Below are 23669 nucleotides of genomic sequence, written 5' to 3'. Positions count from 1 at the left end.
ACGACCCTGCTGCGATATTGCCACCTACTTGTCGGAAGGTGGCAGAACCGTGCAGTGGACGAAGCTGAGCGAGCAAACCGTCTATGAGAACCGCTGGTTCAGGGTCAATCTCGCGGACGTTGAGCTGCCGGACGGCCGGCATCTCGACCACTTCCTGATCAGGCTCCGCCCGGTCGCCGTCGCGACCGCCGTCAACGAGGCCAACGAGGTGCTGATGCTCTGGCGGCACCGCTTCATCACCGACAGCTGGGGCTGGGAGCTCGCGGCAGGCGTCGTCGAGGACGGCGAGGACATCGCCTCCGCCGCGGCCCGTGAGATGGAGGAGGAGACCGGCTGGCGCCCCGGGCCGCTCCAGCACCTGCTGACCGTGGAGCCGTCCAACGGGCTCACCGACGCGCGGCACCACCTCTACTGGTCGGAGAAGGCCACGTACATCGGCCATCCCGAGGACGACTTCGAGTCCTCGCGCCGAGAGTGGATACCGCTGAAGCTGGTCCCCGACATGATCGCCCGCGGCGAGGTCCCGGCCGCCAACATGGCGGCCGGGCTGCTGATGCTGCACCATCTGCGGCTGGGCTGAGCGACGCGGGAACGGCCCCCGGTGCCCTGCCCGTCCCGGACATGGCCTAGTGGCCGGCCGCCTGCCAGACCGCCACCGCCAGCGCGCCCAGCGCGGTGAGCGCGGCGACGGCGGGCAGGGGCCACCTGCTGTGCTCGAGCGTCACCACGCGTGCGGCCAGTTCGTCCAGATCCCGGTCGATCCGGTCATGCCGCTGGGCCAGCAGGGCGAGATGCCCGTCGATACGGGCGAGGCCGACGTCGAGTGTGCGGCGCAGCTCGGCGAACTCCTCGACGGCGGCTAAGTGATCGGGGTCGGTGGTCACCTGTCTGCTCCTCTTCGGAAAAGTTGTCCGGTGGTCCCTCGGCCGAGCGATCCCGAGTCAACTCCCCCTGGTGGGAGCCGGGGAGCGTGTGCGCACGGCATATGCGGACACGCTCCTCACACCCCGTGTGAAACACCTGTGCGAATCAGGGGAATCAGGAGTACGAGTAGAAGCCCGAACCCGTCTTGCGCCCCAGCCGTCCCGCGTCCACCATGCGCTGCAGCAGCGGCGGAGCGGCGTACAGCGGCTCCTTGAACTCGGCGTACATCGAGTCGGCCACCGAGGCGACCGTGTCCAGACCGATCAGGTCCGAGAGCTTCAGCGGGCCCATCGGGTGGGCGCAGCCCAGCTCCATGCCGTTGTCGATGTCCTCACGGCTGGCGATGCCCGACTCGAACATCCGGATCGCCGAGAGCAGATACGGGATGAGCAGCGCGTTCACCACGAAGCCCGAGCGGTCCTGGGCGCGGATGGCGTGCTTGTCCAGTATCTGCTGGACCACGGCCTCCGACCGCTTGATCGTCTCCTCGGACGTCGTCAGGGCCGGGATCAGCTCGACGAGCTTCTGCACCGGGGCCGGGTTGAAGAAGTGGATGCCGATGACCTGATCGGGACGGGAGGTCGCGACGGCCAGCTTCACCAGCGGGATGGAGGAGGTGTTGGAGGCGAGGATCGCGTCCGGCCGGGTCACGACCTGGTCGAGGACCTGGAAGATCTCGGTCTTGACCTGCTCGTTCTCCACGACGGCCTCGATGACGAGATCGCGGTCGGCGAACTCACCGAGGTCGGTGGTGAAACTGAGCCGCGCCAGCGTCGCGTCCCGCTCCTCCTCGCTGATCTTGCCGCGTTCGGCGGCCTTCGAGAGCGAGTTGTACAGACGCGTACGGCCGATCTCCAGGGCCTCGCCGGTGGTCTCGGCGACCCTGACCTCGAGTCCGCTGCGGGCGCACACCTCCGCGATACCGGCGCCCATCTGGCCACAGCCCACCACTCCGACGCGGGATACGCCGGCCACAGTGTCGGTCACATCGTGCCTTTCGCTGATCTTCGGTGCGGCGGGTCCCCCGTATGGCTCCGGTGACCGCCTCGACCCCACGACGTTACTCCGCCGGTGCGTGTGGACGGGCGCCCGGGGCGGGCATGCTGTGCGGGAACAGCGGCGAGGACGCGGCGCACAACGGTCCGGAGGGTCGGTACATGACTCGGCGTATGAGGCAGATCACCCGGCGGGGGTTCGTCACGGCGGCCGGCACGCTCGCCGCACTGGCCATGACCGGGGAGGCGGCAGCGGCGTCCGCGCGGCGCCGCAGCTGCCCCCAGGAGTTCCGGGGGATGTGGCTGGCCACGGTGGCCAACCGGGACTGGCCCTCGCGGACCGGACTGAGCGCCGCCCAGCAGCGCGCGGAGCTGCTCGCGTATCTCGACCGGGCCGTGGCCCGCCGGCTCAACACCGTGGTCTTCCAGGTCCGGCCGACCGCCGATGCGATGTGGCCCTCGCCGTACGAGCCGTGGTCGGCGTATCTGACCGGCGTCCAGGGGAGGAACCCCGGCTGGGACCCGCTCGGCACCGCGGTGGCCGAGGCCCACGCCCGCGGGCTGGAACTGCACGCCTGGTTCAACCCGTACCGGGTCGCCACCCACACCGATGTGAGCCGGCTCGCCCCGAACCATCCGGCACGGCGCAACCCCGAATGGGTGCTTCCATACGGTGGAAAGCTCTACTACAACCCGGGGCTGCCCGAAGTGCGGGCATTCGTCCAGGACGCGATGCTCGACGCCGTCGAGCGGTACGACATCGACGCCGTGCACTGGGACGACTACTTCTACCCGTATCCGGTGGCAGGCGAGGTCTTCGACGACGACGCGGCCTACGAGGAGTACGGCGCGGACTTCCCCGACCGGGCCGCCTGGCGACGCAACAACATCGATCTGCTCGTGCGCGAGACGGCCGCACGGATCAGGCGCATCGACAGCCGGGTCCGCTTCGGCATCAGCCCGTTCGGGGTCTGGCGTAACGCGGCGACCGACCCGCTCGGCTCCGACACGAGGGCCGGCGTGCAGACCTACGACGATCTGTACGCCGACACCCGCACATGGGTGCGCCGGGGATGGATCGACTACATCGTCCCGCAGCTGTACTGGCACATCGGACTGGCCGTGGCCGACTACGCGAAACTGGTGCCCTGGTGGGCGAAGACGGTGCGGGGCACCGGCGTCGACCTCTACATCGGCGAGGCGCTGTACAAGGCCGGTGACCCGGCTCAGCCCGCCCCGTGGCAGGACCCTGCCGAACTCTCACGCCACCTCACCCTGGCGTGCGGCCACCCGGAGGTGCGCGGCCACTGCTTCTTCGCGGCCAAAGAGATCGTCACGGACCGGATCGGGGCGATGGCCAGGGTGGTGGCCGATCACTACCCGACCCGGATCCGGGCACCGCGCTGAACCTCGGACTCAGGTGTGCTCGCGGTGGCGTACGACGCTGTCGGGACCTGGGGACATCAGGCACTCGTGCCCGTCGTCCTCGAAGCGGACACGGTAGGGGGGTGTGCCCTTGTCGCCAAGTACCTCTACGACTTCGGCGAGCCGGTCGTGCTGACCGACAACCCGGCCGTGCACGAGCAGCTTGTCGCCCACACTCGCTTCCATCGGGCGTGACCTCCTTGAAGGGGGTGGTCGGGTATTCCTGAGTCTACGTCCCGGGGTGTGACCCGTGTCACTCTCAGGCGTTCGTGCGCTGGGTGACGGTGATGCAGACCAGCACGGCGACGGCGGCCAGTGGGGCGGCGGGGGAGAGCTGCTCCGAGAGCAGCAGGACCGACCAGACGAGGGTCAGCAGCGGCTGGGCGAGCTGGAGCTGACTGGCCCTGGCGATGCCGATCGACGCCATGCCGCGGTACCAGACGTAGAGCCCGAAGAAGGTCGATCCGGCGGCCACCCACACCAGTCCGACGAGGCCGTGCGCGCTCAGACGGACCGGTTCGGCCATCAGGGCGACCACCGCGCCGGGCAGGGCGAGCGGGAGGCACAGGACGAGCGCCCAGCCGGCGACCTGCCAGCCCGGCATCAGCCGGGCCAGCCGGCCGCCCTCCGTGTAGCCGGCCGCGCACACCAGCAGCGCGCCGAACAGATACGGATCGCCCGCCGACAGCGAGCCGCCGCTCTCGCCCAGCGTGAACGCGACCACGACCGCGGCGCCGGCGAGCGCCGCCCCCCAGAAGGTGCGCGAGGGCCGCCGACCGGTCCGCACGGCCGCGAAGGCCGCGGTCGTCAGTGGCAGCAGCCCGACCACCACCGCGGCGTGCGACGTCGTCGACGTCCGCAGTGCGAGCGTCGTGAGCAGCGGAAAGCCCACGACCACGCCGCCTGCGACGACCAGCAGGGAGCCCCAGTGCCGCCGCTCGGGTACGGGCACGCGCAGCGCGAGCAGAAAGACGCCGGCGATGGCGGCCGCGAGGATGCTCCGCAGGGCCACGAGCGACCACGGGCCGAAGGACTCCAGCCCCCAGGCGGTCGAGGGGAACGTGAGGGAGAAGGCGGCGACGCCGAGCGAGGCGAGCAGCGTGCCTCGCCGTGTCGCCGCCGGGCCGCCTTCGGCGCGGGCCGCCGTGTGTGCCGGCGACGGCGTGGCGGGGACCGCTATCGACGCGCTGGCAGTAGCGCTATCCTGTGCTTTCATGCAAGAGCGTAGCAGTGTGGCCGAACTGGCAGGCATCCTGAAGCGGGAGCTGGACCGCTACTCACCCGGAGAGAAGCTGCCGTCGAGCCGAGCCCTGGTCGAGCGCCACCGGGTCTCGCCGGTCACGGTCTCCCGCGCCCTCGCCCAGCTCACCGCCGAAGGGCTCGTCGTCACCCGGCCGGGCGCGGGCGCCTTCCGCGCGCAGCTCCGGGCGGTCACCCCGGATCCCGGCGACACCTCCTGGCAGGAGGTCGCGCTCAGCGCGGACGGCGCGACGGAGGTGGTGCCGCGGGCCGTCGACGCCTCCGGGGTGCTCGTGACGCTCGCCGCGCCCGCCTCCGGTGTCGTCGAGTTCAACGGGGGCTATCTGCATCCGTCCCTCCAGCCCGAGCAGGCGATGGCCGCGGCGCTCGCGCGGGGCGGCCGGCGCCCGGGGGCGTGGGGCCGCCCGCCGACCGACGGGCTGCCCGAGCTGCGCGCATGGTTCGCGCGCGGCATCGGCCCGGGTGTCACGGCGGCCGAGGTGCTGGTGACCGCGGGCGGACAGTCCGCGCTCACCACCGCGCTGCGCGCCCTCGCCCCGCCCGGCGCCCCCGTGCTCGTCGAATCCCCCACGTACCCGGGCATGCTGGCCATCGCCCGTGCCTCGGGGCTGCGGCCGGTGCCGGTACCCGTCGACCCGGCTCAGGGCGTCCGCCCCGAACTCCTCGCCGCGGCCTTCCGGGCCACCGCCGCCCGGGTGTTCGTCACCCAGCCGCTGTTCCAGAACCCCACCGCAGCCGTGCTCGCCCCCGAAGGCCGCGCCGAGGTGCTGCGGATCGCACGCGCCGCGGGCGCGTTCGTCGTCGAGGACGACTTCGCCCGCCGTCTCGTCCACGCCGACGCGGGCCCGCTCCCCGCGCCGCTCGCCGCCGACGACCCCGACGGCGTCGTCGTGCACGTCCACTCGCTCACGAAGGTCACCTCGCCGAGCCTGCGGGTGGCCGCGCTGGCCGCCCGGGGACCCGTCCTCGAACGTCTTCGCGCCATCCACGTCGTCGACAACTTCTTCGTCCCCGGACCGCTCCAGGAAGCCGCCCTGGAACTCGTCGGCGCCCCGGCCTGGAAGCGGCACCTGCGCGCCGTCGGGGCCGAGCTGAAGACCCGCCGCGACGCCATGACCGCGGCCCTGCGGCTGCACCTTCCCGAACTCTCGCTCCCGCACATCCCCTCCGGCGGCTACCACCTCTGGGCCCGTCTTCCCGACGGCACCGACGAGGCGGCCCTCGTCTCCGCGGCCCTCCGGGCGGGCGTGGCCGTCGCTCCCGGCCGCCCCTACTTCAGCGCCGAACCTCCGGCGGGACATCTCCGGCTGAGCTTCGCCGGCGTCGCGGGCCCCGCCGAGATCGCGGAGGGGGTGCGGAGGCTGCGTACCGCCTGCGACGAGATTCTCGGGTGACGCTCCGGCGGGTCGTCTGCGAAGGTACGCCGATGAGTGACACGACAGCCGTTCCCGCCGCGTACGAGACCTCCGCCGCGTACGAGACCTCCGCCGCGTACGAGACCTCCGCCGCGTACGAGATCTCCTCCGAGCCCGCCAGGCTCGACCCCGAGCGCATTCACCAGTGGCTCTCCACCGACGCCTACTGGGCGCTCGGCCGCAGCCGGGAGAAGCAGGACCAGGCCATCGCGGCGTCGCTCAACTTCGGGGCGTACGAGCGGACTTCCGGCGAGCTCGTCGCGTACGCGCGCGTCGTCACCGACCGGGCCACGTTCGCCTATCTGTGCGACGTCTACGTCGACAGGAGCGCGCGCGGAAAGGGGATCGGTACGGCGCTCGTCGAGGCGGTGCGCGACCATCTCGGACCGCTCGGGCTGCGACGGATCCTGCTCGCCACCGACGACGCCCATGGCGTTTACGCGAAGGCCGGATTCGTACCCCTCGGTGACCCGCAGAAGTGGATGGCCCTCGGTCCCGGTGAACTTCGTTAACGGTCAGTAACCCCTCTTGACCTGGGGCGTGCTCGGCATCACGATCCCGCCATGAGTGTTCGGGTCACCCTTGTCACCGCCGCGCGCTGTGCCTCCCGGCTGGCCGAGCGCTTCGACGACGACCGGCCGCTGGACGAGGCCGGCTGGCACGATGTGCAGCTCGCCGCGCCCGCGCTCGTTCCCCTGGGTGCGGCGGAGCTGCGCTACTGCTCGCCGACCGCCCGCAGCCGGGCCACCGCCGACGCGCTCGGCTACGCCCCGCTGGCGCAGCCCGCGCTGAGCGACTGCGACATGGGCCGGTGGCGGGGCTTCACGTTCGCCGAGGTGGCGGCCGTGGAGCCGGACGCGGTCGACGAATGGCTCGCCGATCCGCGCTCGGCACCGCACGGCGGCGAGCCGCTGCTGCGCTTCATCACGCGGATAGGGGGCTGGCTCGACACCCGCCCCGCCGACGACGGCAGTTCCGTCCTGGCCGTCGCGGAACCCGCCGTCGTACGGGCCGCGCTCGTGTACGCGCTGAAGGCCCCGCCCGGCACGTACTGGAACGTGGACGTACGGCCGCTGTCCACGGTCGTCCTGACCGGCAGGGCGGGCCGCTGGAACCTGCGCCTGGAGAACGGCTGACGCACGAGGCGCGCCCTGCCGCGGTCGCTACGGCGACTGCTCCTGCGGTTCGGGCAGGGTCTCGCCCGTCTCCAGCAGGGTCTTGAGGCTCGACAGGATCGCCGGCCAGCCACCGCTGACGCCCTCCAGGACCGTGCTCCCCGGTTCGAAGCCGTCGTGCACGACGGTCAGCCTGACCATGTCCCCGACCGGCTCGATCTCGAACGTCACCTTCGACCGGGGCTCCCCGGCCACCTTGGCGGCGATCTCACCGCCGAGCCCGCAGGCCTCGGCGAACTCGGGCGTGAAGGTGTGCCAGGTGTAGGACAGCCGCCGTCCGGGCTCGGATTCGAGGACGACCTGGGCCGGGTCGGCCAGCGTGACGCCGAACTGCTCCCACGCCATCTCCGAGCCGGCCTTCCAGTCGGAGGTGAAGGTCACCCCCCAGTAGCGCCGGGTGAAGGCGGGATCGGTCAGCGCCTGCCAGAGCCGCTCGGGGGTGGTCCTGATGTACGTGGTGTAGACGAATGCGGGGTTGTCGTTCGGGGTGTCGCTCGGGTTGTCGCTCATGGGTTCTCGCTCCAATGCGGCCTTCAGGTCGGCGAGGGCGCGCACGCGCTCGCGGTCGTACCGGCTGATCCAGCGCTCGGCGATGGCGTTGATCGGTACGGCGTTGAGGTAGTGCAGCTTCTCCCGGCCACGACGGACCGTGGTCACCAGCCCGGCCGCTTCCAGTACGGCCAGGTGCTTGCTGACGGACTGCCTGGCCATGCCCAGCCCGGCGCACAGCTCCCGCAGGCTCTGCCCGTTGCGGGCGTTGAGACTGTCGAGCAGCCTGCGGCGGCTGGGATCGGCCAGCGCCTTGAACACCTCGTCCACCGATTCGTCTCCACCGTCCTCCGATATGCAGCCATTCGGCTGCATGAAATATAGGCAGCCGGATGGCTGCACGTCAATCAGCGCCGACTTCTCCGGGTGGGGGTGTCGATCCGCGCCGGGCCCGTTCGTATAGAGGGTGAGAAGCCGGACCGCCAGAGGGTGAGAAGCCGGACCGCGCCGGAGGGAAGCCGCCGGTCGACGCAAGGAGATGTGCGATGAGGCAGTACCTGCTCAGCATCTACCAGCCCGACGGGGACCCGCCGCCGCCGGAGTTCCTGGAGCCGGTCATGCGGAATCTGGAGGCGTTGAACGCGGAGATCAGGGAGGCGGGGGCCTGGGTGTTCGCCGGGGGCCTGTTCCCGCCGAGCACGGCCACGGTGCTGAAGCTCAAGGACGAGGAGGTGCTCATGACCGACGGGCCCTTCGTCGAGGGCAAGGAGCACCTCGGTGGATTCACGATCATCCAGGCGCCCGATCTGGACGCCGCGCTGGACTGGGGCCGCAAGTACGCCCGCGTCCTCGCCCCTCTGTCCATCGAGGTCAGGCCGATGGAGCACGGAAGCTGCCGGTGAGGTCCGGATCCGGGGTGCCGGAGGTGTCGGCGGCGGCCGTGGAGCGCGTCTTCCGTCAGGAGTACGGGCGCGCGGTCGCCGTCCTGGTCCGCGTCTTCGGCGACATCGACGTCGCCGAGGAGGCGGTCCAGGACGCGTTCGCCACGGCGGTCGAGCGCTGGCCGGCCGACGGGCTGCCGCCGAGCCCGGCGGGCTGGATCGTCACCACCGCCCGCAACCGCGCCGTCGACCGGCTGCGCCGGGAGGCGTCCCGCGAGGACCGGCACGCCCAGGCCGCCCTGCTGTACGCCGCAGACGAACCGGCCGAGGAGGGTCCGGTGCGTGACGACCGGCTGCGACTGATCTTCAGCTGCTGCCATCCCGCCCTCGCGCCGGCCGCGCGGGTCGTGCTCACCCTGCGGCTCGTCGGCGGGCTCAGCACCGCCGAGATCGCCGGCGCCTTCCTGGTGTCCGAGCCGACGATGGCCCAGCGTCTCGTCCGCGCCAAGGGCAAGATCCGGGACGCGGGCATCCCGTACCGGGTGCCCGCCGACGCCGATCTCCCCGACCGTCTCCGTGCCGTGCTGGCGGTCGTCTACCTCGTCTTCAACGAGGGGTACGCGGCCTCCTCGGGCGAGGCGCTCGTCCGCGAGGACCTCTGCACGGAGGCTGTTCGCCTCGGCCGGCTCCTGCGCGAACTCATGCCCGACGAGCCGGAGGTCATGGGCCTGCTGGCGCTCATGCTGCTCGTGGAGTCCCGCCGGGAGACCCGCACCGGCCCGGACGGCAGGCTGGTGCTGCTGGCCGACCAGGACCGCACCCGCTGGGACCGGGACCTCGTCGCCGAGGGCCAGGATCTGGTCCGCCGCTGTCTGCGCCTGGGCCGGCCGGGCCCGTACCAGATCCAGGCGGCGATCAACGCCGTCCACAGCGACGCCCCGACCGCGTCCGCCACCGACTGGCGGCAGATCCTCCGGCTCTACGACCAGCTCTACGCGCTCGCCCCGACCCCGGTCGTGGCTCTCAACCGCGCGGTCGCGGTGGCCGAGACCGAGGGCCCCGGGCCCGCACTCGCCGTCGTGGACGGCCTCGGTCTCGACACCTACCACGTCTTCCACGCCGTCCGCGCCGACCTGCTGCGCCGGCTGGGCCGCGACGAGGAGGCGGCGCGCGCGTACGAGGCGGCCGCCGCCCTGGCCGGCAACGCGGCCGAACGGGACTTCCTGCGTCGAAGCGGCGAGGCGCTGGGCCGGACGAGGCGCCCGCCGCACTGACGACGGCATGCGTTCTCCCGCGCCGCCTTCCGGTACGTCGGCCCGGCCCCTCGGACCTCGGCGCGACGACCCGCGGCAGCCGAGGAGGCGCCGCGGTCGCGAAGGCCCGTACCGCCCGCTTCCGATGACTTCCGCTGACTCCCGCACCGGCGCGAGCCGTACCGCGCCACATCGGCACGGCCCGGCCTTCTGCTCTTCCTCGTGTGTTTCCGTGAAAACCTCGCAGGTCAGAAGACCGATCGCTACGCTCCCGCCAGCCGGAGCGCTCAGCCCCGCCACCCGGGCGCCCGTCCGCCGAGCCGAGGGCCCGGTCGTCGGAGGTCGTCGGGGGTTCCGTCCCGGCCTGCCCTGCGTTGCATAAAGCTGCGATGGTGCGTATAGTCATGCCATCGATCATGGAGGGTCCGATGCCAGTACGTGCAGCAGTCGCGGGAGCGAGCGGATACGCGGGCGGGGAACTGCTCCGACTGCTCCTCGCGCACCCCGGGGTCGAGATCGGCGCCCTGACCGCGAACTCCAACGCCGGGCAGCGGCTCGGCGCGCTGCAGCCCCATCTGGCGCCGCTCGCCGACCGGGTCCTCGCGGCGACCACTCCGGAGATCCTCGCCGGGCACGACGTCGTGTTCCTCGCGCTGCCGCACGGCCAGTCCGCCGCGGTCGCCGAGCGGCTCGGGGACGAGGTCCTCGTCGTCGACATGGGCGCCGACTTCCGCCTCGAGGACCCCGCGGACTGGGAGCGGTTCTACGGCTCGGCGCACGCGGGCACGTGGCCCTACGGCCTTCCCGAACTGCCGGGCGCCCGCGCCGCGCTGGAGGGGTCCAAGCGCATCGCGGTGCCCGGTTGCTACCCGACGGCCGTCTCGCTCGCCCTCTTCCCGGCGTACGCGGGCGGTCTCGCCGAGCCCGAGGCAGTGATCACCGCGGCCAGCGGTACCTCCGGTGCGGGCAAGGCCCTCAAGCCGCACCTGCTCGGCTCCGAGGTCATGGGCTCCATGAGTCCCTACGGCGTCGGCGGCGGCCACCGGCACACCCCCGAGATGATCCAGAACCTCAGCGCGGTCGCGGGCGAACCCGTCACCGTCTCGTTCACCCCCACCCTCGCGCCCATGCCCCGCGGCATCCTCGCCACCTGCAGCGCCAAGGCGAAGCCGGGCACGACCGCCGACGCCGTACGGGCCGCGTACGAGAAGGCGTACGCGGACGAGCCCTTCGTCCGGCTGCTCCCCGAGGGGCAGTGGCCCGCCACCGCGTCCGTCTACGGTTCCAACGCCGTTCAGGTGCAGGTCGCCCACGACGAGTCCGCCGGCCGCATCATCGCGATCAGCGCCATCGACAACCTCACCAAGGGCACGGCGGGCGGCGCGGTCCAGAGCATGAACATCGCCCTGGGTCTCGACCAGACCACGGGCCTTTCCACGATCGGAGTGGCACCTTGAGCGTCACCGCTGCACAGGGATTCACGGCCGCGGGCATCGCCGCCGGAATCAAGGCGAACGGCAACCCCGACCTGGCCCTCGTGGTCAACGACGGGCCGCGCCACGCCGCCGCGGGTGTCTTCACCTCCAACCGTGTCAAGGCCGCCCCGGTCCTCTGGTCCGAGCAGGTCCTCAAGGGCGGCGCCGTCTCCGCGGTCGTCCTCAACTCCGGCGGCGCAAACGCCTGCACCGGCCCCCAGGGCTTCCAGGACACCCACGCCACCGCCGAGAAGGCCGCCCAGGTCCTTCAGGGCCACAGCGCGGGCGAGATCGCCGTCGCCTCCACCGGACTCATCGGTGAGCTGCTGCCCATGGACAAGCTGCTGCCCGGCATCGAGAAGGCCGCCACCGAACTCAGCGCGCACGGCGGTGAGAAGGCCGCCATCGCCATCAAGACCACCGACACCGTCCACAAGACGGCCGTCGTCACCAAGGACGGCTGGACCGTCGGCGGCATGGCCAAGGGCGCGGGCATGCTCGCCCCCGGCCTCGCCACCATGCTCGTCGTCCTCACCACCGACGCCGACCTGGACAGCGCCACCCTCGACAAGGCGCTGCGCGACGCCACCCGGCTCACCTTCGACCGGGTCGACTCCGACGGCTGCATGTCCACCAACGACACCGTGCTGCTGCTGGCCTCCGGCGCCTCCGGCACCACCCCGGAGTACGGGGAGTTCGCCGACGCCGTCCGGGACGTCTGCGACGACCTCGCCCGGCAGCTCATCGGCGACGCCGAGGGCGCCAGCAAGGACATCCGGATCGAGGTGGTCAACGCCGCGAGCGAGGACGACGCCGTCGAGGTGGGCCGCTCCATCGCCCGGAACAACCTCCTCAAGTGCGCCATCCACGGCGAGGACCCCAACTGGGGCCGGGTGCTGTCCGCCATCGGCACGACGAAGGCCGTCTTCGAACCCGACCGGCTGAACGTCGCGATCAACGACGTCTGGGTGTGCCGCAACGGGTCCGTCGGCGAGGACCGCGCCCTCGTCGACATGCGCTACCGCGAGGTGAGGATCACCGCCGACCTCGCCGCCGGGTCCGCGTCCGCCGTCATCTGGGCCAACGACCTGACCGCCGACTACGTCCACGAGAACAGCGCCTACTCCTCCTGAGGACCACGGAGATCACGGAGCCGATGAGCACCCGCAAGCACACCGCACTCCCCAAGGCGCAGACCTTGATCGAGGCACTGCCGTGGCTCACCCGCCACCATGGCAAGACGGTCGTCATCAAATTCGGCGGCAACGCCATGGTCGACGAGGAACTCAAGGCCGCGTTCGCCCAGGATGTCGTCTTCCTGCGGCACGCCGGCATCAAACCCGTCGTCGTGCACGGCGGCGGGCCGCAGATCAGCGCCCAGCTGGACAAGCACGGGCTCGTCAGCGAGTTCAAGGCCGGGCTGCGTGTGACGACGCCCGAGGCCATGGACGTCGTACGCATGGTCCTCGCCGGACAGGTACAGCGCGAGCTGGTCGGGCTGCTCAACCAGCACGGCCCGCTCGCCATCGGCCTCACCGGCGAGGACGCCCACACCATCACCGCCACCAAGCACCGCCCGACCATCGACGGCGAACTCGTCGACATCGGCCGGGTCGGCGAGATCACCGCGATCGACACGGGTGCGATCAAGGCGCTCCTGGACGACGGCCGGATCCCCGTCGTCTCCTCCATCGCCCGCTCCGCCGACGACGGCCATGTGTACAACGTCAACGCCGACACCGCCGCGGCCGCGCTCGCCGCCGCGCTCGGCGCCGAGACCTTGATGGTCCTGACCGATGTCCAGGGCCTCTACGAGGACTGGCCGAACAGCGACGAGGTGATCAGCCGGCTCACCGCCACCGAACTGGAGAAGCTGCTGCCCGAGCTCTCCAGCGGAATGGTCCCCAAGATGCAGGGCTGTCTGCACGCCGTACGCAACGGCGTCAACACCGCGCGCGTCATCGACGGCCGGGTGCAGCACTCCATCCTGCTGGAGATCTTCACCGACGAGGGCATCGGCACGATGGTCGTGCCCGACGGCACAGAAGGGGGAAAGGCATGAGCGGCCAGGAGTTCACGCGGCGCTGGCAGGGCTCCATGATGGACAACTACGGCACGCCGCAGCTGTCCCTGGTGCGCGGCGAGGGCGCGAAGGTCTGGGACGCCGACGGGACCGAGTACCTGGACTTCGTCGGCGGCATCGCCGTCAACGCCCTCGGGCACGCCCACCCCGCCGTCGTCGAGGCCGTGTCGCAGCAGATCGCCACGCTCGGGCACGTGTCGAACCTGTTCATCGCCGAGCCGCCGGTCGCTCTCGCCGAACGGCTGCTCCAGCTCTCCGGCCGCCCGGGCCGCGTCTTCTTCTGCAACTCCGGCGCCGAGGCCAACGAAGCCGCCTTCAAGATCGGCCGTCTGACGGGACGCCGGCACATGGTCGCCACCGAGGGCGGCTTCCACGGCCGGACCATGGGCGCCCTCGCGCTCACCGGCCAGCCGGCCAAGCAGCAGCCCTTCCTGCCGCTTCCCGGCGACGTCACGCACGTACCGTACGGGGACGTCGAGGCGCTGCGGGCCGCCGTCACCGAGGACACCGCCCTGGTGATCGTCGAGCCGGTCCAGGGCGAGAACGGTGTCGTCGTGCCGCCGCCCGGCTATCTCCAGGCCGCCCGCGAGATCACCCGCGCCACCGGCACCCTCCTCGTCCTCGACGAGGTGCAGACCGGCATCGGCCGCAGCGGTCACTGGTTCGAGTACCAGGCCCACGAGGGCGTCGACCCGGATGTCGTCACCCTGGCCAAGGGCCTCGGCGGCGGACTGCCGCTCGGCGCGGCCATCGCTTTCGGCCCGGCCGCCGAACTGCTGCGGCCCGGTCAGCACGGCACCACCTTCGGCGGCAATCCGGTCGCCTGCGCAGCCGGGCTCGCCGTGCTCAGGACCCTCGACGGAACGCTCGACGAGGTGAAGCGGACCGGCGAGCTGCTGCGGGACGGAATCGAGTCCCTCGGGCATCCGCTGGTCTCCCGTGTCCGTGGCACGGGCCTGCTGCTGGGTATCGTGCTCACCGAGCCCTTCGCAGCCCAGGTGCAGCAGGCGGCTCAGGGTGCCGGACTCCTGGTCAACGCGCCCGCCCCCGATGTCGTAAGGATCATGCCGCCGCTGATCATCGGCGACGCGGAGGTGGACGCCTTCCTCCGGGCGCTTCCCGGCATCCTCGACGAGATTCATGGGGACGGACGATCCGGAGAATGAGACGACGATGACCGATGCGCAGGACACCGAGCACGGAGGCCCCTCCGTGCCGCAGACCCGCACGGCCCGCCACCGCCGGATCGTGGACATCCTCAACCGGCAGCCGGTGCGCTCGCAGAGCCAGCTCGCCAAGCTGCTCGCCGACGACGGACTGAGCGTCACCCAGGCGACGCTCTCCCGCGACCTCGACGAGCTCGGCGCGGTGAAGATCCGCAACACCGGGGGCGAACTCATCTACGCGGTCCCGAGCGAGGGCGGATTCCGCACCCCGCAGGCTCCGCTCGGCGAGTCCGCGAAGGAGGAGCGGATGCGCCGGCTCTCCGGTGAACTGCTCATCTCCGCGGAGGCCTCGGCGAACCTGGTGGTGCTGCGTACGCCGCCCGGTGCGGCCCAGTTCCTCGCATCGGCCATCGACCAGGCCGAACTGCACGCGATTCTCGGCACGATCGCGGGCGACGACACCCTCCTGCTCATCTCGCGCGACCCGGCCGGCGGAAAGGCACTCGCCGACCACCTGCTGCGCCTGGCCCAGAACGACCGCTGACGCCCCGGGCCGTCGCTGCGGCAGGTCCGCGTCCTGCGCCCCGGCGCCAGGTCGATCCGGGCGGCATCGGCGCCCACGGCCGTCGCGGTGGCCCCGGCCGTCACCGCGGCCACGCGGCGGCGTGCCCCGTACCCGCGGAGGCGGCGCCTGCCTTCGGGCGGCGCCGCGGCATCGGCCGGCCCGGCCGTCAGGCGGCGCGGTCGTCAGGCGGCGCGGTCGCCGGGGCGGTCCGGGTTCGCCCTGTGGTGGGCGAAGCCGCGGGTCTGCCAGGTGCCGCCGTCCATGGTGACGGCGAAGCCCTCCGTGTGCGGCAGCTCCTCCAGCCAGTCGCGGGCCCGGTCGCCCATGGCGTACGCCGCCGTCGCCCGGGCGTCGGCCTGGGTCAGGCCCGGGGTGATCACCGTCAGGGAGGCGACACCGCCGGCCGGGGGGCCGCCGGTGTGCGGATCGACGATGTGACAGCCGCGCTCGGCCGGGCCCGACGTGGCGACGGCGAGGCCGTCGTGCGCCTCGACGACCGCGACGAGCCCGCCGGGGCAGAGCGGGTCGGAGATGCCGACCCGCCACGGGCCGCCGTAGAGCTGGATGTCGCCGCCGCCGTTCAGACATACCGCGGCGGCACCGGACGAGGCGAGCATGCGCACCGCGCGCTCCACCGCCCAGCCCTTGACCAGCCCGGTGGGGTCGAGCCCGCCGGCGTAGCGGGTGGTGAACCAGCCGTCGCTCAGGCGCTCCTCCGTCTCGCAGTGCCGGAACACCTCGGCCACCTCGGCCTCGCAGTCCGCCGGCGAGAGTTCACCTCTGGCGATTCGGCTGACCCGGCTGTCCTCGCGGAAGGTCGAGAAGACCTCGTCCACGCGGTGCAGGGAGGCCACGGCGGCGACGAGTCCGGCGCGCATCCGTGCGCCGTCACAGTCCGCGGCCATCCGTACGTCGAACGAGAACACCGTGCCCATCGCGTGCTCGACATGACGCAGTCGTGTCCGGTCCGACGTCACAGGCCGGCCTTGTCCAGAGCGCTCTGGAGGGACGTGATGTACCCCTGGCTGGTGTACGAGGCTCCTGAGACGGCGTCGATCTGCGCGCTCTGGGCTGCGACGGCCGCCTTGTTGAGCTGTGGCACCGCGTCGGCGGCGATCCGGCGGCTGTTGGCGTCGGAGGCGGGCGCCTTGACCGCGTCGGCCGCGGTGATCCGGCCGCCGGCCACCGTGAGCCGTACCTGCACCGGCCCGTACTGGGTCGTGGCCTCGTTCCCGAGGACCGTCTGCCCGCCCGCGGGCTCGGCCCCGCCACCCGCGGGTTCGCCTCCGCCCGCGGCCGGTTCGCCTCCGCCGCCTGCGGGTTCGCCTCCGCCCCCGGCGGGCTCACCTCCACCGCCTGCCGGTTCGCCTCCACCGCCGGCGGGTGCCGGGGCGGCGGGCTGTGCGACGCCACCGGCCTGTGGCGGGGGCCCCGCCACCTGCGTACCCGGCTGTTTCACGGCGAGCAGCAGGACGACGGCCGAGGCGGTTCCGGCGACGCTCAGAAGGATCCGGCGCAGTGGGTGTTTCCTCTTCACGGACGGCCTCACATCTCGAAGGACTCGTGATGGATACGGCGCGACGGCACTCCCGCCGCCCGCAGTGCGTTGTACGACTCCTCGGCGAGACCGGGCGGCCCGCAGAGGTAGACGTCGTGCTGATCGATGTCCGGCAGCACTTCCTTGAGCCGCTCGGTGGTGATCTCGGGTCGTGCCCCGTCCGGCCCGTTCACGGCGTACATGAGCCGTGCCTCCCGCGTCTGCGCGATCTGCTGCAGCTCGCTCCACAGGGCCAGGTCCTCCGTCGAACCGGCCCGGTAGAGCAGGGAGAGGTCCCCGGGCCCGCCGGGCAGCGTCTCGAACAGGGCCCGCAGCGGTGTGATGCCGGCTCCGCCGGCGATCAGCAGCACCTTGTTGCGGCTCCGCCGCCCCGCGGTCATCGCTCCGTACGGCCCCTCCGCCCAGACCCGGGTGCCGGGCTCCAGTTCGGCGAGCGCCGTGCTGTGCTCGCCGACGGCCTTGACGGTGATGCGCAGCAGATCCGGCCGGGGCGGGGCGGACAGGGAGTAGGGATTGGAGCTCCAGCGCAGGCCCTCGGTGAGGAAGCGCCAGCGGAAGAACTGGCCGGCCTCGGCGCCGAGCCGGTGCAGCCGCCGCCCGGTGATCAGCACGGAGACCACGCCGGGGGCCTCGTCCACGACGGATTCCACCCGCATCCGGTGCCTGAGGTTGAGCCGTACGGGCGCCAGCAGCCGGTACCAGACCAGCAGCGCGCCGACCGTGGCGTACCCCACGTACCAGACCGTGCGGGCGGTCGGACTGGCCACGAACTCCGCGCCGGCGGCCAGCTGGTGCCAGAAGGTCAGATACACGGCGACGTACGTCAGCAGATGCAGGTAGTACCAGGTCTCGTAGCGCATACGGCGGCGCACGGCGCCGGCCGAGACGAAGCCGACCACCAGCAGCAGCCCGGTGCCGATCGCCGCCTCGATCATCTCGGGGAAGTCGACGACGACGGTGACGGTCTGCTCGACGAGACCCGTGCGTGCCTGAACGGCGTATCCCCAGACCGTCAGCACGACATGGGCGATGACGAGACCGATCGCGTACCGGCCGCTCATCGCGTGCCAGCGGGTCGCCCGGTCGGAGCCCACCCGCCGTTCCAGCGCCGGGACACGCGCCATCTGCAGCACCACGAGCGCGATCATGTAGCCGCCGAGCAGGCCCGTGATCCGGCCCGCCCCGATCAGCCACTCGGCGGTGTCCATGTGGACCACCGCCGTGTTGTCCCACCACAGCCACAGGACTGCCGACGCGCCCGCCCAGGCCACCACCAGCAGCATCGCCGCGGGATTGCGGCGCGGCCGGATCGCACGCATGGTCTGGCGTCGCGCGGCCCGACCGCTCTGAATGACTGCCACGGCTGCTCCTTGCCTGCTCCGTATCGCTCACGTGAATACGCAGACGAGCGCCGGGGAGTTCAACGCGTGGTGCGGTTCCCTTCCCCGTTCGTCAGACGGGCCGGTCCGTGCGCGCGGGCAGTGGGAGCGGCAGCGCCGGCAGTCCGTCCAGGCTCACGCCCACATACGGCTTGCTCTCGCAGTACGCGCCGAACTCGTCGTCCGTCTTCCGCCCCAGGTGCTCCGCGTGCTGCGTACGCTCCTCGCGGTAGTCCATGAACGGCACGGCGAACCCGCACGCGTCACTGATCCGCCGGGCACGTACCACGATGACCGCACGCGCCCCGGCCCCGTCCGCGCCCTCGAAGCAGGGGAGGAACTCCGCCCATCGCGGATCGTCGCGGAAGACCGCCTCGCCCTCGCCGTGCACCCGCAGCACCTTCGGCGGACCGCTGAACGCGCACCACATCAGGGTGATGCGCCCGTTCTCCCGCACATGCGCGATGGTTTCCGCGCCGCTCCCGCCGAAGTCCAGGTACGCCAGCGTCAGCTCGTCGACGACCACGAGCGTGCCCTTGCGGCCCTTGGGGGAGAGGTTGACGTGTCCGTCAGCCGCGAGTGGGGCGGTGGCGGCGAAGAAGACGGGCTGCTCTTCGATGAAGCTCCGAATACGGCCTTCGATGCGTTCGTACGTCTGTCCCATGGGAGGGATTATCGAACGGCGGTGCCTCCGCCCGCTGTTCGTTCCGGTCCTCGATACCGCACCGCCACCGCAGCCGCCGCATGACGTGGTCGCTGAACAGGTGGGTGCAACGGTCCAGCAGTGCGGCCACGTCGGCCGGGTCGTGGTCCGCGCCCACCTGCGGGTCCCACCGCTGGATCGCGGACCCGGCCAAGGCGCGGATCGAAGGGTCCTCGTCGTCCAGCAGAGTTACCGCGGTGCGCAGTTGTACCACTCCGTCCCGGGCCCGCAGCAGCAGCCGGAAGGCCGCCCGCCGCGTGTGCACCGGCCGTGAGGCGTCGAGTCGCCGTGCGAGCCATTCCTCCGGCAGCCGGCGGGCCGACGGGAGCAGCGCGGAGACCGTCTCCCGCGCGACGGCGGGCGCCGGGTCGTCGAGCAACGGCCGCAGCCGCTCCGTGTCGGCTTTGTCGAGTACGCGCAGTCCGGCGACCGCCCGGGCCCGCACCGCCGGGGCCGGGTGGGCGATCAGCGGCCACAGCAGCTCGGCGTCGGCACTCCCGCCGCATTCGGCGAGACCGAGAGGCGCCCAGCCCGGTATGCCGGTCTCGCCCGGGTCGGCGCACAGCGCGCGGTAGAGCGGCAGCGGGTCGACGCCGCCCTGCCGCAGCACATAGCGGGCGCATGCCCGCACGAGCCCTGAGCGGTCGGTCAGGTACGGCTGCGCCTCGGCGTGGCGGCCGGTCCGGCGCAGCGCGGTGACTCCCACGGCCCGTACGCCGGACTGCCGCGAACCCAGCAGCGGCTCGATCACGGCGTCGCCGACGGCGTCCGCATGGACGAGGGCGGCTTCGGCGCACAGGTGCTGGACGACGGTGTCGGCGTCGGCCGCGGCGGTGCGGGCGAGGCGCACCGGCGAGAGCAGCCCGCGCTCGACGGCGATCCCGTGGGCGAAGCGGCGCGTGCCCCGGTCCTCGGCGGCCAGCAGAGGTTCGAGGTCCGTGAGCGTGGTGGACCGCACGAGCGCCGCGAGGGTGTCCCGGGCGAAGGCACCTCGCTCACGGCGTGCCACGTGCAGAACCAGCGCGGTGAGGGGCACCAGGGCCTCGGGGGCCGTGGCGGCGAGCAGCGCCGGGAGGAGTGCCCGGGCCCGATCCCGTACCGGAGCGGCCCAGTCCGCGGTGCGGATCACGATGAGCGGCACCAGCGCGGGCAGGGCGGCCGCCCGCTCCAGGGCCTTCTCCCGGACGCGGCCGTCGCGGTGGCACAGGGCGAAGGCGGGTTCGCTCGTGCCTCGTCCGGCGAGGACGTCGTGGCCGGCCCATCGCGCGGCGCGGACGTCGATGTCGAAGCCCAGCCAGTCTCCGGGGTTCTTCACATCGAGTGCCTCATGGACGGGAACGCCCTGCGCGACGCGTTCCAGGGCCGCGTATTGCCTGCTCAGCATGGCCCGAGCGTATCGAGGGCGGTCGTCGGCGAGCATCCGGCTATTGCGCCGCGTTGACAAAACATACGGTGGGCCGCATAGTTATACCCATCACCGAATGCACCGTAAGGAGAATCCCGTGACCGAGCGCGTCGTACTCGCCTACTCGGGCGGTCTGGACACCTCCGTCGCCATCGGCTGGATCGCCGAGGAGACGGGCGCCGAGGTCATCGCCGTTGCCGTGGACGTCGGCCAGGGCGGCGAGGACCTGGACGTCATCCGCAAGCGCGCGCTCGCCTGCGGTGCCGTCGAAGCCGAGGTCGCGGACGCCAAGGACGAGTTCGCCGAGGAGTACTGCCTCCCGGCGATCAAGGCCAACGCCCTGTACATGGACCGCTACCCGCTGGTCTCCGCCCTGTCCCGGCCCACGATCGTCAAGCACCTCGTCGCCGCCGCCAAGAAGCACGGCGCCGGCATCGTCGCCCACGGCTGCACCGGCAAGGGCAACGACCAGGTGCGCTTCGAGGCCGGAATCCAGGCCCTCGGCCCCGACCTGAAGTGCATCGCCCCGGTCCGTGACTACGCGATGACCCGGGACAAGGCGATCGCCTTCTGCGAGGAGAAGCAGCTCCCGATCGCGACCACCAAGAAGTCGCCGTACTCCATCGACCAGAACGTCTTCGGACGGGCCGTCGAGACCGGCTTCCTGGAGGACATCTGGAACGCGCCGATCGAGGACATCTACGAGTACACCTCCAACCCGGCCACGGCCCGCGAGGCCGACGAGGTGGTCATCTCCTTCAAGGAGGGCGTCCCGGTCGCCATCGACGGCAAGCCCGTCACCGTCCTGCAGGCCATCCAGCAGCTCAACGAGCGGGCCGGCGGCCAGGGCATCGGCCGGATCGACATGGTCGAGGACCGGCTCGTGGGCATCAAGTCCCGTGAGGTGTACGAGGCTCCGGGCGCGATCGCGCTGATCACCGCCCACCAGGAGCTGGAGAACGTCACGGTCGAGCGCGAGCTGGCCCGCTACAAGCGGCAGGTCGAGCAGCGCTGGGGCGAGCTGGTCTACGACGGCCTGTGGTTCTCCCCGCTCAAGCGCGCCTTGGACGGCTTCATCAACGAGGCGAACCAGCACGTCACCGGCGACATCCGGATGACCCTGCACGGCGGCCGCGCCGTCGTCACCGGCCGGAGGTCGGAAGAGTCGCTGTACGACTTCAACCTCGCCACCTACGACTCGGGCGACACGTTCGACCAGTCGAAGGCGCAGGGCTTCATCGACATCTTCGGTCTGTCGTCGAAGATCGCCGCGAAGCGCGACCTGGCGTAACCCCCGTACGTTACCCACGTACGGAGAACCGGCCGCCTCCCCGCTCTCCTTGGCGCCAGGTGGGGATCCCCCGGGCCGCGAGCGCCCAGGGGGAGGCGGCACATCCCCAGCCCGGCACGACGCGAGGAGCAGAGCACGTGAGCAGCAACAACGGTGATGTCCGGCTGTGGGGCGGCCGCTTCGCCGACGGGCCGGCCGAGGCCCTGGCCAAGCTTTCCGCCTCGGTCCACTTCGACTGGCGGCTCGCGCCGTACGACATCGCCGGCTCCCGTGCCCACGCGCGCGTGCTCCACAAGGCCGGCCTGCTGACCGCCGACGAGCTGGAGCGGATGCTCGCCGGACTCGACCGGCTCGAAGCGGACGTCACCGACGGTTCCTTCGTCGGCACCATCGCCGACGAGGACGTCCACACCGCGCTGGAGCGTGGCCTGCTGGAGCGGCTCGGCGCCGACCTCGGCGGTAAGCTGCGCGCCGGCCGGTCCCGCAACGACCAGGTCGCCACGCTGTTCCGGATGTACCTGCGCGATCACGCCCGGATCATCGGCGGACTCATCGCCGAGCTCCAGGACGCGCTGGTGGGGCTGGCGCAGACGCACCCGGACGTCGCCATGCCCGGCCGTACGCACCTCCAGCACGCCCAGCCCGTGCTCTTCGCCCACCACGTCCTGGCGCACGTCCAGTCGTTGTCGCGGGACGCCGAGCGCCTGCGCCAGTGGGACGAGCGGACCGCCGTCTCCCCGTACGGCTCCGGGGCGCTCGCCGGATCGTCGCTCGGCCTCGACCCGGAGGCGGTGGCGAAGGACCTCGGCTTCGAGCACGGAAGCGCCGGCAACTCCATCGACGGCACGGCGTCGCGCGACTTCGTCGCCGAGTTCGCCTTCATCACCGCGATGATCGGGGTGAACCTCTCGCGGATCGCCGAGGAGGTCATCATCTGGAACACGAAGGAGTTCTCCTTCGTGACCCTCCACGACGCGTTCTCCACCGGCTCGTCGATCATGCCGCAGAAGAAGAACCCGGACATCGCCGAGCTGGCGCGGGGCAAGTCCGGCCGGCTCATCGGCAACCTCACCGGCCTGCTCGCCACGCTGAAGGCGCTGCCTCTCGCGTACAACCGCGATCTGCAGGAGGACAAGGAGCCGGTCTTCGACTCCTGCGACCAGCTCGAGGTGCTGCTGCCCGCGTTCACCGGGATGATGGCCACGCTGACCGTCCACCGCGAGCGGATGGAGGAGCTGGCCCCGGCCGGTTTCTCGCTCGCCACCGACATCGCCGAGTGGCTGGTCAAGCAGGGCGTGCCGTTCCGCGTGGCGCACGAGGTCGCGGGGGAGTGCGTCAAGGAGTGCGAGGTGCACGGGATCGAGCTGGACCAGCTCACCGACGAGCAGTTCGCGAAGATCTCCCCGCATCTGACGCCCGAGGTGCGGACCGTCCTGGACGTCCCGGGCGCGCTGGCCTCCCGCAGCGGACGGGGCGGTACCGCCCCGTCGGCGGTCGCCGTACAGCTCGCCGAGGTCAAGGCCGACCTGGCCGCCCAGCACGCATGGGCGACCGCCAGGCTCTGACCCCCGGCCCGCCGGCCACGGCAACAGCCAGAAGGTCAACACCAACAGCAAGAGCTACAGGAACAGCAAGAGCTACAGCTACAGCGCCGCCGCCCAGTCCGCGAGCGCGTCGAAGTCCGGCCGGACCAGCCCGATCCGGTGGTCGACGTGCAGCAACAGGGCGGCGGCGAGGTGCTTCTGCGCCACGAACTCGCGGTCGAGCTGTGTGATCTCGTCGTCGATCCAGGCGAACGGCCGCCCGGCCGCGTACGTCAGCACGTACTGCGTCTTCCAGTACGTCCCGCGCGGCGAGGCCCCGTGCATCACGGGCCAGTCGATGAAGGGCAGTTCCGGCAGCCCCAGATGCGGGCCGACCCACTCATTGGCCTCGCCCTTCCAGGTCGTGGCCCACACCAGCTCGTATCTGTCGGCGAGCGCCAGGAGTTCCTCGCCGTGCCCCGGGTTGAGCCAGACCCGCAGCGGCTTCTCGTGCGTCCAGCCGTTCGGGCGCATCCGGTGCGTCGTGTAGCCCTCCGGGCGGCGCTGCGGCTTCCCGCCGTACGGATTGAGCGGGCCGTCGATGTCGATCAGTAGGAGCGGCTTCATCTGCACAGCATTCCTTCCGTGCCTCGGAGAGGCATCTGATTATCGAATGAGACATCGACGTCTCATTCGGTGTATGC

25 protein-coding genes are annotated in these 23669 nt (G+C 71.7%); 14 read left to right on the top strand and 11 right to left on the bottom strand.

Annotated features, from left to right (window positions below):
- Positions 1-49: 49 nt before the first annotated feature.
- Positions 50-580, top strand: coding sequence for an NUDIX hydrolase (locus ACIQMR_RS08865; RefSeq protein WP_266375653.1), 531 nt, complete (start codon positions 50-52; stop codon positions 578-580).
- 46 nt (positions 581-626) lie between these two features.
- Here the strand turns inward: ACIQMR_RS08865 and ACIQMR_RS08860 are convergent, their stop codons facing one another.
- Both ACIQMR_RS08860 and ACIQMR_RS08855 read right to left on the bottom strand, forming a co-directional pair.
- Complete coding sequence (locus tag ACIQMR_RS08860; RefSeq protein ID WP_266375655.1) at positions 627-884, bottom strand: hypothetical protein; 258 nt, start codon at positions 882-884, stop codon at positions 627-629.
- A 154-nt stretch (positions 885-1038) separates the two neighbouring features.
- Positions 1039-1899: a 3-hydroxybutyryl-CoA dehydrogenase gene (locus ACIQMR_RS08855; protein WP_401384920.1), complete on the bottom strand. Its 861-nt coding sequence runs from the start codon at positions 1897-1899 to the stop codon at positions 1039-1041.
- A gap of 182 nt (positions 1900-2081) precedes the next feature.
- Here ACIQMR_RS08855 and ACIQMR_RS08850 point away from each other — a divergent pair, with 182 nt between their 5' ends.
- Positions 2082-3326 (top strand): glycoside hydrolase family 10 protein, encoded by a 1245-nt coding sequence (locus ACIQMR_RS08850; RefSeq protein ID WP_401384554.1) that lies wholly within the window; start codon positions 2082-2084, stop codon positions 3324-3326.
- 9 nt (positions 3327-3335) lie between these two features.
- Here ACIQMR_RS08850 and ACIQMR_RS08845 read toward each other — a convergent pair whose 3' ends face one another.
- Positions 3336-3530, bottom strand: a complete 195-nt coding sequence (locus ACIQMR_RS08845) for a DUF1918 domain-containing protein (RefSeq protein WP_401384552.1) — start codon at positions 3528-3530, stop codon at positions 3336-3338.
- A gap of 73 nt (positions 3531-3603) precedes the next feature.
- Positions 3604-4560, bottom strand: a complete 957-nt coding sequence (locus ACIQMR_RS08840) for a DMT family transporter (protein WP_401384551.1) — start codon at positions 4558-4560, stop codon at positions 3604-3606.
- Between ACIQMR_RS08840 and ACIQMR_RS08835 the strand changes: the two genes are divergently transcribed.
- The 3 genes from ACIQMR_RS08835 to ACIQMR_RS08825 are packed head-to-tail and all read left to right on the top strand — an operon-like array spanning position 4559 to position 7155.
- Positions 4559-5998: a PLP-dependent aminotransferase family protein gene (locus ACIQMR_RS08835; protein ID WP_401384548.1), complete on the top strand. Its 1440-nt coding sequence runs from the start codon at positions 4559-4561 to the stop codon at positions 5996-5998. The genes ACIQMR_RS08840 and ACIQMR_RS08835 overlap by 2 nt on opposite strands.
- A gap of 32 nt (positions 5999-6030) precedes the next feature.
- Positions 6031-6531 (top strand): GNAT family N-acetyltransferase, encoded by a 501-nt coding sequence (locus ACIQMR_RS08830; RefSeq protein ID WP_401384546.1) that lies wholly within the window; start codon positions 6031-6033, stop codon positions 6529-6531.
- 51 nt (positions 6532-6582) lie between these two features.
- Positions 6583-7155, top strand: coding sequence for a histidine phosphatase family protein (locus ACIQMR_RS08825; protein WP_266375666.1), 573 nt, complete (start codon positions 6583-6585; stop codon positions 7153-7155).
- A 27-nt stretch (positions 7156-7182) separates the two neighbouring features.
- Here ACIQMR_RS08825 and ACIQMR_RS08820 read toward each other — a convergent pair whose 3' ends face one another.
- On the bottom strand, positions 7183-8013 hold the full coding sequence (locus tag ACIQMR_RS08820) for an ArsR/SmtB family transcription factor (RefSeq protein WP_401384543.1): 831 nt from the start codon (positions 8011-8013) through the stop codon (positions 7183-7185).
- Between the two features lie 215 nt (positions 8014-8228).
- Between ACIQMR_RS08820 and ACIQMR_RS08815 the strand changes: the two genes are divergently transcribed.
- The 7 genes from ACIQMR_RS08815 (at position 8229) to ACIQMR_RS08785 (ending at position 15085) form a co-directional block, all read left to right on the top strand.
- Positions 8229-8585, top strand: coding sequence for a YciI family protein (locus ACIQMR_RS08815; protein WP_401384541.1), 357 nt, complete (start codon positions 8229-8231; stop codon positions 8583-8585).
- A complete protein-coding gene (locus tag ACIQMR_RS08810) occupies positions 8582-9838 on the top strand; it encodes an RNA polymerase sigma factor (protein WP_401384539.1) in 1257 nt (418 codons plus the stop codon). Before ACIQMR_RS08815 ends, ACIQMR_RS08810 begins: the two co-directional genes overlap by 4 nt.
- A gap of 407 nt (positions 9839-10245) precedes the next feature.
- Complete coding sequence (argC, locus tag ACIQMR_RS08805) at positions 10246-11274, top strand: N-acetyl-gamma-glutamyl-phosphate reductase (RefSeq protein WP_401384537.1); 1029 nt, start codon at positions 10246-10248, stop codon at positions 11272-11274.
- Positions 11271-12425 (top strand): bifunctional glutamate N-acetyltransferase/amino-acid acetyltransferase ArgJ, encoded by a 1155-nt coding sequence (gene argJ, locus ACIQMR_RS08800; RefSeq protein ID WP_401384535.1) that lies wholly within the window; start codon positions 11271-11273, stop codon positions 12423-12425. The genes argC and argJ overlap by 4 nt, the downstream gene beginning before the upstream one ends.
- Positions 12426-12448: 23 nt before the next feature.
- Positions 12449-13354 carry an acetylglutamate kinase gene (argB, locus tag ACIQMR_RS08795; protein ID WP_358662584.1) on the top strand — a complete coding sequence of 302 codons (906 nt, stop codon included), beginning with the start codon at positions 12449-12451 and terminating at the stop codon, positions 13352-13354.
- The gene (locus ACIQMR_RS08790) at positions 13351-14541 is read left to right on the top strand and encodes an acetylornithine transaminase (RefSeq protein WP_401384532.1); all 1191 of its coding nucleotides are present in this window, start codon (positions 13351-13353) and stop codon (positions 14539-14541) included. Before argB ends, ACIQMR_RS08790 begins: the two co-directional genes overlap by 4 nt.
- Before the next feature lie 7 nt (positions 14542-14548).
- The gene (locus tag ACIQMR_RS08785) at positions 14549-15085 is read left to right on the top strand and encodes an arginine repressor (RefSeq protein WP_401384529.1); all 537 of its coding nucleotides are present in this window, start codon (positions 14549-14551) and stop codon (positions 15083-15085) included.
- A 203-nt stretch (positions 15086-15288) separates the two neighbouring features.
- Here ACIQMR_RS08785 and ACIQMR_RS08780 read toward each other — a convergent pair whose 3' ends face one another.
- The 5 genes from ACIQMR_RS08780 to ACIQMR_RS08760 form a co-directional block, all read right to left on the bottom strand.
- Positions 15289-16041, bottom strand: a complete 753-nt coding sequence (locus ACIQMR_RS08780) for an FAD:protein FMN transferase (protein ID WP_401384919.1) — start codon at positions 16039-16041, stop codon at positions 15289-15291.
- Positions 16042-16079: 38 nt separating this feature from the next.
- Positions 16080-16643 (bottom strand): FMN-binding protein, encoded by a 564-nt coding sequence (locus ACIQMR_RS08775; RefSeq protein ID WP_401384526.1) that lies wholly within the window; start codon positions 16641-16643, stop codon positions 16080-16082.
- Between the two features lie 8 nt (positions 16644-16651).
- The gene (locus ACIQMR_RS08770; RefSeq protein ID WP_401384918.1) at positions 16652-17983 is read right to left on the bottom strand and encodes a ferric reductase-like transmembrane domain-containing protein; all 1332 of its coding nucleotides are present in this window, start codon (positions 17981-17983) and stop codon (positions 16652-16654) included.
- A 133-nt stretch (positions 17984-18116) separates the two neighbouring features.
- Positions 18117-18707 (bottom strand): pyridoxamine 5'-phosphate oxidase family protein, encoded by a 591-nt coding sequence (locus ACIQMR_RS08765; protein WP_401384524.1) that lies wholly within the window; start codon positions 18705-18707, stop codon positions 18117-18119.
- A complete protein-coding gene (locus ACIQMR_RS08760) occupies positions 18613-20130 on the bottom strand; it encodes a hypothetical protein (RefSeq protein WP_401384521.1) in 1518 nt (505 codons plus the stop codon). The genes ACIQMR_RS08765 and ACIQMR_RS08760 overlap by 95 nt, the downstream gene beginning before the upstream one ends.
- A 118-nt stretch (positions 20131-20248) precedes the next feature.
- Here ACIQMR_RS08760 and ACIQMR_RS08755 point away from each other — a divergent pair, with 118 nt between their 5' ends.
- Together ACIQMR_RS08755 and argH are read left to right on the top strand one after the other, a co-directional pair.
- Positions 20249-21442, top strand: coding sequence for an argininosuccinate synthase (locus ACIQMR_RS08755; protein WP_401384518.1), 1194 nt, complete (start codon positions 20249-20251; stop codon positions 21440-21442).
- A gap of 137 nt (positions 21443-21579) precedes the next feature.
- The gene (gene argH / locus ACIQMR_RS08750) at positions 21580-23007 is read left to right on the top strand and encodes an argininosuccinate lyase (RefSeq protein ID WP_401384515.1); all 1428 of its coding nucleotides are present in this window, start codon (positions 21580-21582) and stop codon (positions 23005-23007) included.
- 78 nt (positions 23008-23085) lie between these two features.
- Here argH and ACIQMR_RS08745 read toward each other — a convergent pair whose 3' ends face one another.
- On the bottom strand, positions 23086-23592 hold the full coding sequence (locus ACIQMR_RS08745) for an HAD domain-containing protein (RefSeq protein ID WP_401384513.1): 507 nt from the start codon (positions 23590-23592) through the stop codon (positions 23086-23088).
- Between the last annotated feature and the right edge of the window lie 77 nt (positions 23593-23669).

This window comes from Streptomyces sp. NPDC091376 (assembly GCF_044757085.1).
Lineage (GTDB): Bacteria > Actinomycetota > Actinomycetes > Streptomycetales > Streptomycetaceae > Streptomyces > Streptomyces pratisoli.
The sequence above is the reverse complement of the archived record's forward strand: the minus strand, read 5'-3'. Positions and strand labels throughout refer to the sequence as shown.

Bases quoted from the DNA above. Each gene is read 5' to 3' on its own strand.
- ACIQMR_RS08850 (WP_401384554.1), top strand. From the start codon at position 2,082: ATGACTCGGCGTATGAGGCAGATCACCCGGCGGGGGTTCGTCACGGCG.
- ACIQMR_RS08845 (WP_401384552.1), bottom strand. From the start codon at position 3,530: ATGGAAGCGAGTGTGGGCGACAAGCTGCTCGTGCACGGCCGGGTTGTC.
- ACIQMR_RS08835 (WP_401384548.1), top strand. From the start codon at position 4,559: ATGCAAGAGCGTAGCAGTGTGGCCGAACTGGCAGGCATCCTGAAGCGG.
- ACIQMR_RS08840 (WP_401384551.1), bottom strand. From the start codon at position 4,560: ATGAAAGCACAGGATAGCGCTACTGCCAGCGCGTCGATAGCGGTCCCC.
- ACIQMR_RS08830 (WP_401384546.1), top strand. From the start codon at position 6,031: ATGAGTGACACGACAGCCGTTCCCGCCGCGTACGAGACCTCCGCCGCG.
- ACIQMR_RS08825 (WP_266375666.1), top strand. From the start codon at position 6,583: ATGAGTGTTCGGGTCACCCTTGTCACCGCCGCGCGCTGTGCCTCCCGG.
- ACIQMR_RS08815 (WP_401384541.1), top strand. From the start codon at position 8,229: ATGAGGCAGTACCTGCTCAGCATCTACCAGCCCGACGGGGACCCGCCG.
- argC (WP_401384537.1), top strand. From the start codon at position 10,246: ATGCCAGTACGTGCAGCAGTCGCGGGAGCGAGCGGATACGCGGGCGGG.
- argB (WP_358662584.1), top strand. From the start codon at position 12,449: ATGAGCACCCGCAAGCACACCGCACTCCCCAAGGCGCAGACCTTGATC.
- ACIQMR_RS08790 (WP_401384532.1), top strand. From the start codon at position 13,351: ATGAGCGGCCAGGAGTTCACGCGGCGCTGGCAGGGCTCCATGATGGAC.
- ACIQMR_RS08785 (WP_401384529.1), top strand. From the start codon at position 14,549: ATGACCGATGCGCAGGACACCGAGCACGGAGGCCCCTCCGTGCCGCAG.
- ACIQMR_RS08780 (WP_401384919.1), bottom strand. From the start codon at position 16,041: ATGGGCACGGTGTTCTCGTTCGACGTACGGATGGCCGCGGACTGTGAC.
- ACIQMR_RS08770 (WP_401384918.1), bottom strand. From the start codon at position 17,983: ATGCGTGCGATCCGGCCGCGCCGCAATCCCGCGGCGATGCTGCTGGTG.
- ACIQMR_RS08765 (WP_401384524.1), bottom strand. From the start codon at position 18,707: ATGGGACAGACGTACGAACGCATCGAAGGCCGTATTCGGAGCTTCATC.
- ACIQMR_RS08760 (WP_401384521.1), bottom strand. From the start codon at position 20,130: ATGCTGAGCAGGCAATACGCGGCCCTGGAACGCGTCGCGCAGGGCGTT.
- ACIQMR_RS08745 (WP_401384513.1), bottom strand. From the start codon at position 23,592: ATGAAGCCGCTCCTACTGATCGACATCGACGGCCCGCTCAATCCGTAC.